The organism is Mesorhizobium sp. M1423, assembly GCF_040317575.1.
Classification (GTDB): domain Bacteria; phylum Pseudomonadota; class Alphaproteobacteria; order Rhizobiales; family Rhizobiaceae; genus Mesorhizobium.
On sequence record NZ_JAMYKU010000003.1, the window covers coordinates 335,601 to 350,936 of the forward strand.

At 61.9% G+C, this 15,336-nt stretch carries 12 protein-coding genes; 1 reads left to right on the forward strand and 11 read right to left on the reverse strand.

Annotated elements, in window-relative coordinates; translation table 11 throughout:
- Positions 1–52: 52 nt before the first annotated feature.
- From NKG95_RS06375 to NKG95_RS06400, 6 genes are all read right to left on the reverse strand, one after another.
- Entirely contained in the window at positions 53–259 is a 207-nt protein-coding gene (locus NKG95_RS06375) for a hypothetical protein (protein WP_352589407.1), read from the reverse strand.
- Entirely contained in the window at positions 246–1,568 is a 1,323-nt protein-coding gene (locus NKG95_RS06380) for an NAD(P)/FAD-dependent oxidoreductase (RefSeq protein ID WP_353021258.1), read from the reverse strand. The genes NKG95_RS06375 and NKG95_RS06380 overlap by 14 nt, the downstream gene beginning before the upstream one ends.
- 481 nt (positions 1,569–2,049) lie before the next feature.
- Positions 2,050–3,504 (reverse strand): aldehyde dehydrogenase family protein, encoded by a 1,455-nt coding sequence (locus NKG95_RS06385; RefSeq protein ID WP_353040215.1) that lies wholly within the window; start codon positions 3,502–3,504, stop codon positions 2,050–2,052.
- Positions 3,501–4,775 (reverse strand): NAD(P)/FAD-dependent oxidoreductase, encoded by a 1,275-nt coding sequence (locus NKG95_RS06390; RefSeq protein ID WP_353021254.1) that lies wholly within the window; start codon positions 4,773–4,775, stop codon positions 3,501–3,503. Before NKG95_RS06390 ends, NKG95_RS06385 begins: the two co-directional genes overlap by 4 nt.
- Positions 4,776–4,834: 59 nt before the next feature.
- Positions 4,835–6,013 carry an alanine racemase gene (locus NKG95_RS06395; protein WP_353040216.1) on the reverse strand — a complete coding sequence of 393 codons (1,179 nt, stop codon included), beginning with the start codon at positions 6,011–6,013 and terminating at the stop codon, positions 4,835–4,837.
- 11 nt (positions 6,014–6,024) lie between these two features.
- The gene (locus NKG95_RS06400) at positions 6,025–7,062 is read right to left on the reverse strand and encodes a GNAT family N-acetyltransferase (RefSeq protein WP_353021250.1); all 1,038 of its coding nucleotides are present in this window, start codon (positions 7,060–7,062) and stop codon (positions 6,025–6,027) included.
- Positions 7,063–7,183: 121 nt separating this feature from the next.
- Here NKG95_RS06400 and NKG95_RS06405 point away from each other — a divergent pair, with 121 nt between their 5' ends.
- Positions 7,184–8,116 (forward strand): ornithine cyclodeaminase family protein, encoded by a 933-nt coding sequence (locus tag NKG95_RS06405; protein ID WP_353040217.1) that lies wholly within the window; start codon positions 7,184–7,186, stop codon positions 8,114–8,116.
- 278 nt (positions 8,117–8,394) lie between these two features.
- Here NKG95_RS06405 and NKG95_RS06410 read toward each other — a convergent pair whose 3' ends face one another.
- The 5 genes from NKG95_RS06410 to NKG95_RS06430 all read right to left on the reverse strand — a co-directional run bounded on the left by NKG95_RS06410 (position 8,395) and on the right by NKG95_RS06430 (position 15,056).
- Positions 8,395–9,645: an NAD(P)/FAD-dependent oxidoreductase gene (locus tag NKG95_RS06410; RefSeq protein ID WP_502913923.1), complete on the reverse strand. Its 1,251-nt coding sequence runs from the start codon at positions 9,643–9,645 to the stop codon at positions 8,395–8,397.
- A gap of 112 nt (positions 9,646–9,757) precedes the next feature.
- Positions 9,758–10,636 carry an ABC transporter permease gene (locus NKG95_RS06415; RefSeq protein ID WP_031193877.1) on the reverse strand — a complete coding sequence of 293 codons (879 nt, stop codon included), beginning with the start codon at positions 10,634–10,636 and terminating at the stop codon, positions 9,758–9,760.
- Positions 10,637–10,668: 32 nt separating this feature from the next.
- Positions 10,669–11,619 carry an ABC transporter permease gene (locus tag NKG95_RS06420; protein ID WP_023718593.1) on the reverse strand — a complete coding sequence of 317 codons (951 nt, stop codon included), beginning with the start codon at positions 11,617–11,619 and terminating at the stop codon, positions 10,669–10,671.
- Positions 11,620–11,697: 78 nt separating this feature from the next.
- Positions 11,698–13,368 carry a peptide ABC transporter substrate-binding protein gene (locus NKG95_RS06425; RefSeq protein WP_031193878.1) on the reverse strand — a complete coding sequence of 557 codons (1,671 nt, stop codon included), beginning with the start codon at positions 13,366–13,368 and terminating at the stop codon, positions 11,698–11,700.
- Positions 13,369–13,391: 23 nt separating this feature from the next.
- Positions 13,392–15,056, reverse strand: coding sequence for an ABC transporter ATP-binding protein (locus NKG95_RS06430; RefSeq protein WP_023718595.1), 1,665 nt, complete (start codon positions 15,054–15,056; stop codon positions 13,392–13,394).
- Between the last annotated feature and the right edge of the window lie 280 nt (positions 15,057–15,336).

Consider the following 15,336-nt stretch of genomic DNA (forward strand, 5'->3'; position numbering starts at 1 on the left):
CGAGCCATGATTTGCCAGAAGACCGCGGCATAGTTGCCAGGAAGATAACGGATCATCTCGCCCATCTTCTGATCGCCTGGCCGCACGTATCCGCGACCGTCAGCTCCTGCAGTGCGAGCTCCCTGCGATGCACCTGTGCGACCGCATCGGCCATAGCGGTCACGAAACGGTCCAGATCGCGCTTGAGCCCGTAGATATGCGGCCAGACCCAGCGCTCTTTGCTGCCGCTACGCGGCAAAATTGCATCAGAAGTCGCCAACTTCAATTTTCGATCTGTCCGTGAAGCGCGACAGGCGGAATGGAGTCGGGTCGACGCTTGCCGCGTCACCTGCGACCAGATCCGCCGCCAGATGGCCAATTCCAGGGCCGACGCCGAAGCCGTGTCCGGAACAGCCTGCGGCGACGAACACTCCACCGATGCTGTCCACCGGTGAAATCACGGGTACGGCGTCCGGTGTGGAGTCGATATATCCACCCCAGGAGGACACGACGCCGGCATCGGCAACGGTGGGGAACAGGGCTTTTACCCGCGTCATGATGGTTGCCACCATTCGCTTGTCCGGCGCAGGATCGAGGACGCGGATTCGCTCAAAGGGGGTCGGCCTGTCGAGATGCCAGCGACGGAGTGTTTCCGGGCCCTGGAAGAACGAGCGGCCTATGCCGATCTCGACGGCCTTCAGCCGTTTCATGAACATCGGCAGAAACGGGCGGACATAGCGGATCCCCTGCGGCGTGATCTCGAGGGTCGCCCTGCCGCTGACCGCGATCGTGTAGCTGCCATCGAGCCGGCGCGTCATGGCAAAGTCGGAAGTATAGACAGCCTCGCCAAAATCCGGTGCAGGAGCGGTCCGTAAGGCGGTCTGACGGACGCTGGCCTGCGGCAGCGAAACCGCATGCATGCGCAGGAAAGCAGAAGCCCAGGCGCCGGCGGCACATAGCACCGCGCTGGTGCGGATAAGGCCTTTCTCGGTGACGACGCCGCTCACTTGCCCATTGGTGATATCCAGGCCGCGTGCCGCGCAGTTCTGATGAATGGTCGCGCTATGCTTGCGCGCGCCCTCGGCGATCCGAGGGGCGGCAAGCCAGGGTTCGGCCTTGCCATCGTCTGCTGCGTGGACGCCGCCCAGCCATTTGCCGCCCGCCGCTGGAACGGCGGCAGCAGCCTCGTCGGCGGTAAGCATCCGCGTATTGACGTCGAACCGCCGCGCAACCTCGCGCCACTTGTCCCATTCGGCGAGCTGCTTTGGATCGTTCGTCGCATAGGTGAGCCCGCAACGGCGGAAGCCAAGGTCGTGCCCAATCTCTTTGGTGAGCTCTTCCCACAGGCGCATCGACAGATTGGCAAGCGGCAACTCACGTGCATCGCGGTTCTGCCGACGGCACCAGCCCCAGTTCCGGCTGGACTGTTCGCAGCCGACATACCCCTTTTCGACAAGCGCCACCGACAGGCCGCGCCGCGCCAGGAAATAGGCCGCGCTGGCGCCGACAATCCCGCCGCCGATCACCACGACGTCTGCTGACTCGGGTAGCGCCTTATCGCTACTGATTTGGTGGATAACAGGGGACATGGCGGCCTCGGCGATCAATGGAGCTAGCAGTATCGGCGATTGGTGCCGCAGAAATGCTCCGACTGGCGCCGATTTTCGGTATTTTGCGCCGAATATCGTGACACGGAACGCGCGCTTCTTTCGGAGTGTCAGTTTTCCTACTCGAACTGTCCTAGTGCTCCGTGGACGCTGCGCCTCGTGTCTTCCCATGGTCCTTGGCAGGCTCAATGGCGAAATCGTGGACTCCAGCAAGATGCCGCCAGTTGCGGCGCTGCCGCGATTGTGTTGCCCCGGCCCGGCAGCGCGACGGTAGCGACCTGTTCGCAACGGTAGGCCCGCCTGACGTGCCCGGCTACATTTTGTCCGGTCACACGGATGTGGTCCCCTTGGTAGAGCCAGACTGATCGTCAGTTCCGGTTCCTGAGCCGATACATCGCCGCGTTGAGCCTGGATTGCCCATGTTTCTCGGCATCCCGCCGTCTGCGCTGGGTGAAGATGTCGCCTAGAAATAGCCGAGGATGGATTTGACCTCGAGATACTCCAACATGCCCTCGATGCCATATTCGCGTCCGTTTCCGGACTGCTTGAAACCGCCAAACGGGGCGTGCGGATCCCAGGCCGGGTAGTTGAGATGCACCTGACCGGAGCGAATCCGCGAGGCCACGTCCCTGACGGCGTCCACATCCCCGCCCTGCACATGGGCCCCCAGACCGTAGACCGTGTCGTTGGCGATGGTGACGGCCTCCTCGACTGTGTCGTAGGGGATGATGCAGAGAACTGGCCCGAAGACCTCTTCCTGGGCAATACGCATGCTCGTCCGCACGTCGGAAAAAATGGTCGGCCTCACATAGAACCCGACGTTCAGATCGTGCGCACGACCCGGTCCTCCGGTGAGGAGCCTGGCGCCTTCCGAAATGCCGACGCCGATCATGGTTTGGATGCGATCGAATTGGGCGCGGTTGGCGATTGCACCATGAGTTGTGGCTTCCGAAAGAGGATCGCCGACGACGATCTGGGCCGCGGCCCCCTTGGCGATTTCCTCGATCTCGGAGAGCAGCACGCGTGGCACAATCATGCGCGTCGGGGCGCTGCATGACTGGCCGAGATTGCGGAAGGCGGCGACTACGCCCAGAGAAACGGCGCGATCGAGATCGGCGTCCGGCAGGATCACGTTCGGCGACTTGCCGCCGAGTTCCTGCGCGACACGCTTGACCGTTGGCGCTGCCGCCTGGGCCACAACAATGCCCGCGCGGGTGGACCCGGTAATGGAGATCATGTCGACATCCGGATGGGAGGCGAGACCCATACCCACGCCTGGACCATCACCTTGCACGAGGTTGAAAACCCCGGCAGGGAAGCCGGCTTCCTCGATTGCCTCGGCGAATAGCAGGGCGTCCAAGGGAGAAAGCTCACTCGGCTTCAGCACGATCGTGCAGCCTGCAGCGAGCGCCGGCGAAACCTTGGCGGTGATCTGGTAAAGTGGCCAGTTCCACGGCGTGATCAAGGCGCAGACACCGATCGGTTCGTGGGTGACGGCGGTTTGCCCCCGTTGCTTGACGAAGCGAAAGTCTGTCAGCACATCGCGAGCGACCTTAACATGCGTGATCGCCAGCGACACCTGGGCGCTGCGCGCATAGCCGATCGCCGCGCCCATTTCGAGGCTCAGGCATTGAGCCAGCAGTTCGCCGCGCGCCTCGAGCAGCGCTTGCAGGCGATCGAGCGGACCCGCGCGGTCTTCTGGCGTGGTCCGACTCCAGGTGGCGAATGCCCGGCGGGCCGCTGCAACGGCCGCGTCAACGTCCTTGCCATTTCCAAGCGGAAACTGGCTCACAACCTCTTCTGTGGCGGGATTGACGACGACGCCCGTCGCGGTGCCGCTCGGCTCAACCCATTGACCGTCGATGAAGAACTTGTCCAGGTGGCCGTTGCGGACCAGGTGTTCGAGAGGCGTCATCACCCTACACGGTCCTTCATGCGGTAGTAGGCGCCGACAATCGGCAGGAACCAGGGGCGCCCGAAATAACCGGGGATCGCTGGCCAGTCGAAATCCTTCCAGGGATTGAGCTCGGGGCGCCCGTCCATGACGTCGGCCATGATGGTGCCCATCAACGTCGACATCTGGGTCCCGTGTCCGCTATAGCCCATCGAGTAATAGATGCCATCGCGCTCTCCGGCCCGCGGCAGGCGATCGCGGGTCATATCGACCATGCCGCCCCAGCAGTAGCCGATGCGGGTGCCGGCCAGTTCCGGAAAGACCTCGACCATCGCCGCCTTGAGTATCCGGCCGCTTTTTTCGTCGGATTGGGGGTTGGACACGGCAAAGCGCGCCCTCCCGCCGAACAGAAGGCGATTGTCCGGCGTGAGCCGCCAGTAGACAACGAGATTGCGCGTGTCGACGACATTGCGACGGGTCGGCATGAGGCGCTCGAGTTGCGAAGGCGACAGTGGCTCGGTCACGATCAGAAATGCGCCGACCGGGATCATGCGCCGGCGGATCCAGCCGAGCGGGCCAACCTGGGAAATGCCGCTTGCCAACAGGACCTGCCGCGCGACGATCTTGCCCGTTGGCGTCGTTACCTCATGCCCGCCTGAAACCTTGCGCATCGCAATGACGGGCGAGCGTTCATGGACCTCTGCGCCACGCCGGGCAGCGGCGGTCGCGAGGCCCCGGACGAACCGGCCGACATGCATGGCCGCGCTCTTGGGAAAGAGCAGCCCGCCATGGTAGCGGTTGGTGCCGACTTCGGTTCGCAGGTCCTCGCGCGCGATCATCCTGGTGTCGGGATCGACATTGGCAGCCAGTAGTTCCTGGCTGCGCGCCAGCATGTCGTAGTGCTCGGGCTTGGCGGCAAGCTTGAGCTTGCCGACGCGGGAGAAGCTGCAGTCGATCTTCTCTTCCTGCACCAACCGCTCGACCATATCGACGCCGGCGTCGAAAGCCTTGTAGAGCGCATTTGCGGCGGGCTTGCCGTGCTTGCCAGCCATGATTGCATAATTCTGGGCAAAGCCGTTGTTGCACATCCCGCCATTGCGGCCGGACGCGGCGTTGCCGATCGTTTCGGCCTCCAACAGGGCAACCCTGGCGCCCTTTTTGGCAAGGGCCAGCGCGGCGGAGGAGCCGGTCAGGCCGCCGCCCACAATCGCCACGTCGTAGTGGCCTTCGAGCGGTTTGGACGACCCTTCACTGAACGGCTGAGACGTATCCAGCCAGTAAGAAGTAAACTTCATTTTCTTGACCACCAGTGCTGATTGGAGTGGGGCGACATCCGAGGCATAGTTGCGCGCGCCTACCAGCCGCGCATCCGCTCCCAGCGCGCTTCAATCTTGGGGCTCGCCCCGTTGACGACGCTGTAGAAATCATGCTGGGCGGCCGTCGCACACGCATGGTTGGGCAGAATCCGGACCCGTGTCCCGAGCGGCAGCTCGGGCATGGACTTTCCAGAACCGGCACGAATGGTGAGGATACCGTGTTCCTGGCTGGCCTGGGCCACGATCACATCTTCAAGCACCCGCCCCTTTTCGTCGCAGACCACGCCGTAACCCTGGTCGATCTGCTGGTTTGCGGTTCCCCGGTCGCGCGAAAGCGCCATCCATCCAGCGTCAACCAGCACCCATCCCTTTTCCGGGTTGGAGCCGATCACCGTGGCCAATACGGAAATCGCGATGTCGTCGAGTTCGCACACCCCAACGCCGTGCTGGACCAGGTCGAAGAACATGTAGACCCCGGCGCGCAGCTCCGTGACCCCCTCAAGATTGCTGGCGAAATGCGCTGTCGGGGTCGAGCCGACGCTGACGATCGGGCAGGCATGGCCATGGGCGCGCAGGATTTCAGCGGCGCGCACCGTGGCTGAACGCTCGTTCTCGCCTGCCTTGACCAGCGCATCGGGCGTGTTCAAGCCATAGGATTCGCCTGCATGGGCGAGAACGCCGACGAGTTTGGCACTGGCCGCGACGACACTGCCGGCCACGTCGAGCAACTTCGGGTCGTCCGGCCTCAAACCACCGCGATGGTCATCGCAGTCCAGTTCGATGAAAACGGATGGGGTCATACCGGTGGCTACGCGGACGCTGGCCAGGGCATCGGCCTGCTCGACCGAATCGAGCAACAGCTTCACATCAGCGCCGGCGCGGCGACAAAGCTCCATGGCGCGCTTGGCCGAGGCCGGCGAGATGCCGACCGCGTAGGTCATGTCTCGAAAGCCATGGCCCGCGAAATACTCCGCCTCTGCGATGGTCGAGACCGTGATCGGTCCGGGTTCGCGGTGAAACGCGTATCGGGCGACATCGATGCTCTTGGCCGTCTTCATATGCGGGCGCAGCACCACGCCAAGCTTCCTGGCGCGCTCAGCCAAGCGCTGAATGTTGCGTCCGAGCCGCCCACGGTCGAGAAGCAGCGCCGGCGTGACCAAGGCGTCGATCGTCCTAGCCGTCTCGCTCACTGCCAGGTTTGCGGCCACCTTGTTCATAATCTCGTTTCCTAAGTGAACGACTGGTTTGCCAACGCATACATATGGGCTGGCCCCTCGGCGACGGGTCGTTGTCCTTTGACCATGGCGGTCGCACTGCCGGACCGCTGAAGGCCAAGGCTCTCAAGCCAGTCACCCAATCCATCCTCGGCATAGACGTCGATGCGAACGAATTGATCGTGAAGCTTCGAAAGCTGGGCCAGGATCAGAAGCCGCGCGTCTTGGTCGCTCTCGGCTGCACAAGGGCCGACCACATAGCCGCGGCCAAACCTCCTCGCGATAGCGTAGCCTGCAATCCGTCCCCTGCGCTCAATGACCAGTGCGTTGCCCACATCGGCGAGCGCAGCCACCATCGCCAGCCGGGGCATGCCCGTGGCCGATTCGTCGAAGGCCTGGATCGGCGTGAGGTCGGAGGCTGTCGCTTGACGGATGTCGTCGCCGGTACTCCGCGTCACGGGGACAGTCAGCGAGCCCTGGTGCTGAAGCACCGTGCCCCAGGCAGTGAAGCCGCGTCGCTTGTAGAGCGCCAGCCCCTCTTCGGTTGAGTTGAGCAGCACGTTGCGGCCGTGTGTCGCCTCAAGCAATCCATCAAAGAGCCGGGCGCCGTTGCCACCGCCTTGCGCGGAGCCAGTAACTATGATCATCCCGACCGTGGCATAGGAATGTCCGTAATTCCAGGACATGGCCGTGCCAATCACCTGTCCTGCCCTCTCGAGGACCAGGCCATTGCCGACCATCAGGGCAAATTCCCAATCCTCCTGGCGGTAGGGCCAGGCCATCTCCTGCGACAGCTTCAGCGCGCCCGGCAAATGGCGGGTTTCCAATTTCATCAGCTCGGTCGGGGCGCTGACGATATCTCTGTCATGCTCAACGGTCATAAGGTGCAACGCTGTCACTTGATCCAGAGTCGGATTGAAGTCGGACCTTAGAGTCGCGCCCGGCGGACAGATTTCGCTGCTGTTTTGCCCCTTCAAATCAGCGGGATTGTTCGTTTTAAGCAGTTCCTCGGCATGCCAAATCGCGCAAATCAGGCGAGGAATACCTGGCACTTTGAATCGCCGCTTCGTGGTTGCCCGCGATCGGCGTCACGTCCGCACGATCCCCAATGGCAATGGCATAGCCGCAACACTCCCCGGCGATGAAACGCTTGATGCTCAGGAGGAATTTTGGATGATCTACATCAGCGAAGAGGAGTCAGCCGCCCTCGTCACGCATGAACTTGCTTTCGAGGCGGCGCGGCAGGCTCTCGTGGCATCAGCATCGCGGCAGAATTGGGTCTTTCCTGCTGTTCTCGGGCGCACGCATGATGCGACCAATACTTTCTCAATCAAATCCGGTTCGTCGGACGACCTGACCGGAGTGAAAATCGGCTCCTTCTGGTCGGGCAACCCGGCACGTGGCCTTCCCCGCCACAACTCCACCATCGTGCTGCTCGATCAGCATACAGGTCGACTCGGCGCCGTAATCGAGGCCGGGAAGGTCAACGCCTACAGGACGGCCGGCGCCGACGCGGCCGATCTTCTTGCGCGCAAGCAAGCCAAGGTTCTGGCGATATTCGGCGCCGGCAACCAGGCGGGCTTCGAAGTGATGGCGCTGGCACGCGTCCGCCCAATCGAAACCGTGCTGGTCGTCGCCCGGCCTTCGTCGCGACGCGACGCTCTTGTCGATCAGATCGGCGAAAGAGGCCTGGATGCGCGCGCTGCCGTGCCCGAAGACGCCGTGCGCGCGGCCGACATCGTCGTGACTGCGACGCCCTCACGCGAACCGCTGTTCGATGCCGCTTGGGTGGGACCCGGAACCCATATCGCCAGCATGGGGTCGGATGTTCCAGGCAAGCGCGAATTGCCGAGCGAATTGTTTCCCAAGGCACGTCTGTTTTGTGATCTGCTTTCCCAGTCCGTCCAGATCGGCGAGTTCCAACACGTGCGCGACGAGATCGACGCCGGCGTGCTTGCGGTAACACCAATCGGCGACGTCATTGAAAAGCGTGCGCCCGGACGCCATTTCGACAACGAGATCACGGTTTTCGACAGTTCCGGTATTTCCCTACAGGACCTCTACATGGCCGACGCGCTGATCCGCGCAAAGGCGTCCCAACACTGATCAGCTTCGCACCGATAGGTCCCGGCCCCGACGGATTTTTCCGCCCTGCTTGAGTGCTCTCCGGCAACAACGTGTCCCGCGCGAGTCTGCAGTCGTGTCAGCGGCGGATACGCCAAGGGTTGCCCGCATGAACCACGGATCGCCCCGGATGTCGCAAAACCGATTGCGATCGGAATGGGCGCGTGTCGCAGTTCGGTGATGCTTTCTTTCCAGCCACGGTAGGGCAGCTACAATCCAGGCCGAATCCAACCTGGAGAATGTCCTGATATTTCCGGTGATCAGCGGCTGGCGCGCCAGAAGGCGATACGGTCTTGCAACCGATAGCCTTGGATAATCGCCGGCATGAACCACGGATTGCCACGATAGAGCGGGATGGCCGAAGGCGGTCGAAAGTCGAACGCCGTGCGCGACTGCTCGCCATGCCCCATCAGCTTGTGCGCCGCACGCATACCGATCCATGGCGCCCAGACCACGCCCGAACCGCAGAAGCCGGTTGCATAGACCATACCGTCCTTTTCGAAGATGCGGGGCAGCATGTCTCGGTTCATCGCCACATTGCCGAACCAGCAATGCGAAAGGCGCACGTTCTCCAACTCCGGGAAAAGGTTCACGAGGCCCTTGCGTAGGAGAAGTTTCGGCGCCGCCGGGTCGCCGACGCGAGAACTGTCACGTCCCCCCAGCAGAATGCGTTTTCCGTCGGGCGAGGGACGATAATAGAAACCGAGTTGCCGGTTCTCGGTGATCGTCATCAGCTTCGGCATCAGTCGCGCCATGACATCGGGCGCAAGTTCCTCGGTCACGATGATCCGGCTGCGGACCGGAACCAGGCGGCGCCGAAGGAAGGGAGCGGCGCCGTCGGTATAGCCGTTGGTACAGACCAGAACCTGCCGTGCATCCACCGTCCCTGCCGAAGTCGCGACGCGGAACCCCGAACCATTCCTCTCGATCGACTTGACCACTGTATGCGAATGGACCGTCAACCCGGATGCGAGCGCCACCCGCAGGAGTTCAGCGTGGAATTTTGCGGGGTGCAGCGCGCCAATGTCCATCCGAACGGTTCCGCCGCGGTAGAAATCGGTTCCGATATAATTTCGCTGCTCAGCATGCGGAACGGCGAAGGACTCGATCCCCAGTTTCTTCGCCAGCGTCTCGGCGCCGCGCGCCATCTTCTCATACTGTTGATATCCAAAAGCGCCCTTGAACTGGCCAACCAGTCGGAAGTCGCAGTCCAGCCCTTCGGTCCTGATGAAGTCGTAGAGGAATTCGCGCGCGATCTTGCCCTCGGCCTCGATCGCCATGGCCTTCTCGTCACCGAAGCGCCGGGTGATCGTGGCATAGTCCGGCCGGATGCTTCCGCTGGTAATTCCGCCGTTGCGTGTAGAAGCACCCTCGCCCGGATTCATCGTATCAAAGGCTGCGACCGAGCGTCCTTCGCGCACCAGCACAAGCCCGGCCGAAAGCCCGGCATAACCGGCGCCGACAATTGCCACGTCAAGCTTTTTTGCGAGGGGCTTCCGCGGCAGCGGCATGACGGGCGCCGCTTCCCACCAATAGGGCGTGTTCTTCTCGATTTTGGGCTCGTGCACGTGACTGACTTCTCTTGATGTTCCAGGGATTAAGAAAGCGATCGGTCGCGGTACCTCAAATATGGTCATCTCGTACGTCCAGCGCGTCGCGCAGTCCGTCACCAATGAAATTGAAACTGGTTACCGCGATGGTGATTGCAGCTCCGGGAATGATTGCCAGCCAAGGTGCGCTGCCCAGATATTGCTGGGCGCCATTGAGCATGTTGCCCCAGCTGGGCAGTGGCGGCTGGATCCCGTAGCCGAGGAAGCTGATGTAGGCTTCCATGAGAATGGCGCGCGCGACCGTCAAGGTGGAAGCGACGATAATCGGGCCCATTGCGTTGGGCAGTATCTCGCGGAACATGATGTGCGTGCCGCTCAGCCCCAGCATTCGGCCAGCCAGGACGAACTCGCGTTCGCGTAACGAGCGGACCTCCGCTTCGACGATGCGGGCAACCTCCATCCAACTGGTGAGGGCGATAATGATGGTGATCATCACAGGACTGGGCTTCAGTGCCGCAGCCAGCGCCAGCAGCAGAAAGATCGATGGGAACGACAGGAATCCATCGACGGTGCGCATCAGCGCCGCCCCAACCCAGCCGCCGCGATAGCCTGCAATCACGCCGACCAGCGTGCCGATGAGCGTCGACAACACCATGGCGAAGAAACCCACCAGCAGCGAGATTCGTCCCGCCATCAAGAGTCTTGCCGCAAGGTCACGGCCGAGCGGATCGGTACCTAGAAAGTGATAACCCGTCAGCGGCGGGGCAAAGCGGGCCCGCAGATCGATGTACAGGGAGTCATAAGGCAGGAGATGGGGGCCGAGGACGCAAGCGAGGCTCAGGAAGATGATCATCGCCAACCCGAGCAGCGCCAAGCGATGCCGCATGAAACGAAGTGCCGCGCGGTTGTTTCTCCATCGGCTTGGAGCTGCATTTGCGGTGAGAGCGGTCATATCGGCTGTCTCCTGTCGGGGAAGTTGCGCGCTCAGGCCAGACGAATGCGCGGATCGACAATAGCGACGACAATGTCGGCGATCAGGTTTCCAAGCAGAACGAGGATGGCGGAGAACATCAGTAGCCCCATCACAACCGGATAGTCGCTGTAACCAAGGCTATCGAGGAACAACCGTCCCATTCCCGGCCAGGTAAAGACGGTTTCGGTCACCAGCGCGCCGGTCAGAATGCTGGGAAGCTGCATCCCGGCCAAGGTAATCATCGGCAAAAGCGCGTTGCCAACGACATGCTTCATCAGAATCCGGCGTTCACTCAACCCCTTGGCCCGAGCCGTTTTAACGAAGTCCTGGCTAATGGCGTCGAGTGTCGCCGTCCGCATGTAGCGGCTCCAGATCGCGACATGGACCAGCGACAATACGACACTTGGCAGGATCAGATGGTGGAGATAGCCCAGGATCGAGCTATCGCCGATCTCGGACATATTGCCCGCGGGCAGCCAGCCTAACTTCAAGGAAAAGATGTAGATGCCTACGAGGCCGAACCAGAAGGTAGGGACCGACAATGCGACCATGGCGCCAACGGTTGCGAGATAGTCGAATAGTGAGTAGCGGCGCGTGGCGCCCCGAATTCCAATCCAGGCGCCAATGGAGATCGCAATCGCGGTTGAGGACCCCATCAGCAGCAGCGTGGCGAACAGATGGCTGCCAATGATCTCCAATACCGGCGCTCCGTCGCGGAAGGAGTGACCCCAGTCGCCCCGCACCAGCCGCCATGCCCAGTCCAGATATTGGATCCATATAGGGCGATCAAGGCCCAGCAGCCCCTTGAGGCGCTCGATATCCTGCTGGGTCATTCCGGGATCGAGTCCGAATTGTGCCAGGGGGCCGCCGGGGAGGAGGTTCAGAATGCCGAAGCCGATGATCGAGACGATCACAAGCAGCACTAGGCTCTGCGAGAGGCGATTGAGCAGGAAGCCGCGCATCCGAGTCCTCCATTGTGGGTTGATGATCTTAGTGTGTTGCCGCCGCCGCAGTGGATCGGGCGGCGGCAACTGCGTGGATTAGGCCTTCCACTGCCAGGCCGCGGCATCCCACGACGCGGTGCGGGTGTTGGCGTTGGGCTCGAAGCCGTCCAACCCTTTCTTGCGCCCAAGGACGATTGTGTACGCGAACAGCGGCAGGAAGGGCAGATCATGGCGCACCACTTCCTGCACGCGATTATAGATCCCGCGCCGTTCTTCCGGATCGAAGCTGCGAGCACCCTTTTCGAGCAGGGCATCGACTTCAGGGTTGGAATATTGCCCGGTGTTCGAACCGTGTCCGCCTTGAGCGGCGATTGCCTTCGTATGGAGCCGGTTTGTGGCGTCGGGGTCCGCGGCAATCAGATAGGTGACGCCCACCATGGCGGTGTCAAATTGCGACTTCAGCCAGAACTCGCCCCACATGACTGCAGCCGGCAAATTCGAGATCGTCATCTCGACGCCGATCTCGGCAAACGTCTGCTGCAGGAACTGCTGCGTCTGCTCGCGGAGGTTGTTGCCAGAAGTTGTTGAGTTGGAGAAGGACAGTCGCACCCCATCCTTGGCGCGGATTCCATCCGGCCCCGGCGCCCAGCCGGCCTCATCCAGGATTTGGCGCGCCCGGTCCAGATTGAACTCCTGAACCGGCAGGTTCGGGTCGTAGTAATAGGACTCCTTCGGCATGAAGGTCTCGGTGAGAGTGCCCACGCCGTAATAGATCGTGTCGACGATCGCCTTCCTGTCCAACGCGGCGTAGAGCGCCTGGCGCACTGCCAACTCCTTGAACTGCGGGCGGCCCAAATTGAGGTAGATCGACTCCAAGGATGCCCCTGTCTCCAGTGTCACCACGCGGTCTGGTAGTTCGCGGGCTTCAGTATAATGGTCGGCGGTGATGAACGACTGATCGACCAGGTCCACGTCGCCGCTCTTGAACTGCGTGTAGAGCACCGTCATATCGGGGATGTATTTGAAGATGAGCTGCTCGATATAGGGGCCCTCGCCCGCGTACTCAGGATTGGCGACGAGCTCGATATGATCGCCCGCGACGCGCTGGCTCCATTTGAATGCGCCGGTGCCGACTGGCGCCTGGTTGAACGCGGCTGTATTCGGATCGGCCTCTTTCTCCAGAATGTGCTTGGGCACGATGAAGGTTTCGGCCAAGAACGAAAGATAGGGCGCAAAAGCCTCCTTCATCCGCCAAGTGATCTCGGTGGGCGAAACCACTGTGATGTCCTGCACGAGCGAATGGCCGCTCGTGCGCCAAGCGCGAAACTTCGGGTTCGTGATGAGCTCAAGGGTGAATTTCACGTCCTCGGCCGTGAAGGGCTCACCATCGTGCCAGCGGGCATTGTCACGCAACCGGATGCGCCAGTTGAGACCGTCCTCCGAAATGCCGCCATTCTTCTGGCTTGGCACCTCGGCTGCGAGGTTTGGATGTAGGCCACCTTGGGGATCCATGCGGACCAGCGCGTCGAAAACCGAGAAATGGACCGCGTCATCGACTTCGATATGCGCCATCAACGGATTAAACACGGTCGGCTCTTGCGAGAGGCCGACGACGACGCGACCGGCCGGGCCCGCAGGAGGGGTCTTGGCGAAGGCGGGCTTGCCCAGCAGGTTGGGCGCGATGAGGCCTGCAGCCCCACCTATCGCCATCAGTCGCAGCGCTTCGCGCCTCGAGTAGTTGGACGTAGTCGATGAATTTCTGGTCATGGTAGTTCCTCTCTTGTTATTTCTTATGCGTTTGCTGCAACTGGACGGGCATTGCCCGGCCGCTCTCCTGGAATTGCCGCTACGAGTTGGCGCGTGTAGGCTGCTTGCGGGTTCAGGAATATCTGCGAGGGCGGTCCGCGCTCGACGATCCGGCCCTTCTGCATCACAGCGATTTCGTCGCAGATCTGGCTGGCGACGCGCAGGTCGTGTGTGATGAAAACCATCGACACGCCGGTCTCGCGCTGGATCTGGTCCAGAAGCTGCAGGATCTGCGCCTGGATCGAGACGTCGAGTGCGGAGACCGCCTCGTCGGCAATGAGCAGCTTCGGCTTGAACATCAGCGCACGAGCGATGCCGATGCGCTGGCGTTGCCCACCCGAGAACTCGTGCGGATAGCGGCCAAAGGCGCCGGCATCGAGACCGACATGAGCCAGGAGCGCACGCGCTTCCTCGCGCGCTTGGGCATAAGGCATCCCGTGTGCCACCGGCCCTACCGTCATGATGTGGCCAACCGTTGAGCGTGGGTTCAGCGACGCGAAGGGATCCTGGAAGATCATCTGGATCCGCGGTCGAAGAGGGCGGAACTTCGCTTCGGAAAGCTTGGCTATGTCAGATCCCTCGAACAAAATCCCGCCGCCGTCGCTGTCCAGCAGTTTGATCAACAGCCGGCCCAGCGACGACTTTCCCGAACCGCTCTCGCCTACGACCCCCAGCGTGCGGCCGGGCGCGAGTTCGAACGAGACCTCGTTCACCGCTGTCACAGTCCGCTGCGCGCCGAACAGCGCGCTGCCACCACGATAGGTCTTCACCAGACCCTCAACCTTCAGGATCGGCTCCTTGCTGGCCGACTCCAGACGAGGGCGATCTTCGCCGGTCAAATGCGGTACGGCCGCGATCAGGCGCCGGGTATAAGGATGCTTGGGCGACTTCAACACCTGCTCGGCGCTACCCTGTTCGACGATGTGGCCCTTTTCCATCACCACGACGCTGTCGGCGATCTCTGCCACCACACCGAAATCATGGGTGATGAACATCACGCTCATGCCCTTGCGCCGCTGAATGTCGCTGATCAGTTGCAGGATCTGTGCCTGGGTGGTGACGTCGAGGGCGGTGGTTGGCTCATCGGCGATCAGCACCGTCGGCTCGAGCGCCAAGGCCATGGCAATCATGACGCGCTGCCGCTGCCCGCCCGAAAGCCGGAAAGGATACTGGTGATACATGAGTTGGGGATCTGGTAGGCCCACTTCAGTGAGCAGCTCAACGGCGCGGTTGCGGCAGGTTTGTGGCGTACCGAAGCCATGCGCGGCCATGACCTCGTCAATCTGCGCGCCCACCGTCATCAGGGGATTGAGCGCTGAGAGCGGATCCTGAAAGATCATCGACACGACCCGTCCACGCAGGTTGCGCAGCTTGTCTGGCGACATGCCGATGATGTTCATCCCCTCCAGCTGGATGACACCCGATGAGAGGCGGATCACCTTTGGCAGAAGCCCCATGATCGCGTTCGCCGTGACCGACTTACCCGATCCGGACTCGCCTATGATGCAGAGGATCTGGCCGCGTTTCAGATCAAACGAGATATTCTCGACCGCATGGACCCGCTCCATGCCGGCCGGCAGGCTTACGGTCAGGTCGCGCACCGAAAGCGCAACTTCATGAGGAGCTACAGCTTGGATGCTGGCGATCATCGAGACCTCTCCCTTCTCAGCCGCGCTCTTTAGCCCGCTGCGGATTGCGTTTTCGATCTCCGCCTCGTGGCGATCAATCGGTCAAACTGTTCCCTATCGTGAGCTCTCCGGCTCACTTTCAAGCCTCCCTGTCGTGGCCCTGCGGAGCCTGCATGCCTCTTGGCGGATGTCCGGGGAGTAACGGACCTTAGTCGACAATGAGTGTGACCCCTTCTGGCCGGCAGAGTCGTTGAAACTTAGCACGCAGGCAGCAGGAACTTCTGCAAAGGAGGCCAAATTT

Coding starts and splice junctions, on each gene's coding strand:
- NKG95_RS06380 (WP_353021258.1), bottom strand. CDS start 1,568: ATGTCCCCTGTTATCCACCAAATCAGTAGCGATAAGGCGCTACCCGAG.
- NKG95_RS06390 (WP_353021254.1), bottom strand. CDS start 4,775: ATGAAGTTTACTTCTTACTGGCTGGATACGTCTCAGCCGTTCAGTGAA.
- NKG95_RS06395 (WP_353040216.1), bottom strand. CDS start 6,013: ATGAACAAGGTGGCCGCAAACCTGGCAGTGAGCGAGACGGCTAGGACG.
- NKG95_RS06405 (WP_353040217.1), top strand. CDS start 7,184: ATGATCTACATCAGCGAAGAGGAGTCAGCCGCCCTCGTCACGCATGAA.
- NKG95_RS06410 (WP_502913923.1), bottom strand. CDS start 9,645: ATGCCGCTGCCGCGGAAGCCCCTCGCAAAAAAGCTTGACGTGGCAATT.
- NKG95_RS06415 (WP_031193877.1), bottom strand. CDS start 10,636: ATGACCGCTCTCACCGCAAATGCAGCTCCAAGCCGATGGAGAAACAAC.
- NKG95_RS06420 (WP_023718593.1), bottom strand. CDS start 11,619: ATGCGCGGCTTCCTGCTCAATCGCCTCTCGCAGAGCCTAGTGCTGCTT.
- NKG95_RS06425 (WP_031193878.1), bottom strand. CDS start 13,368: ATGACCAGAAATTCATCGACTACGTCCAACTACTCGAGGCGCGAAGCG.
- NKG95_RS06430 (WP_023718595.1), bottom strand. CDS start 15,056: ATGATCGCCAGCATCCAAGCTGTAGCTCCTCATGAAGTTGCGCTTTCG.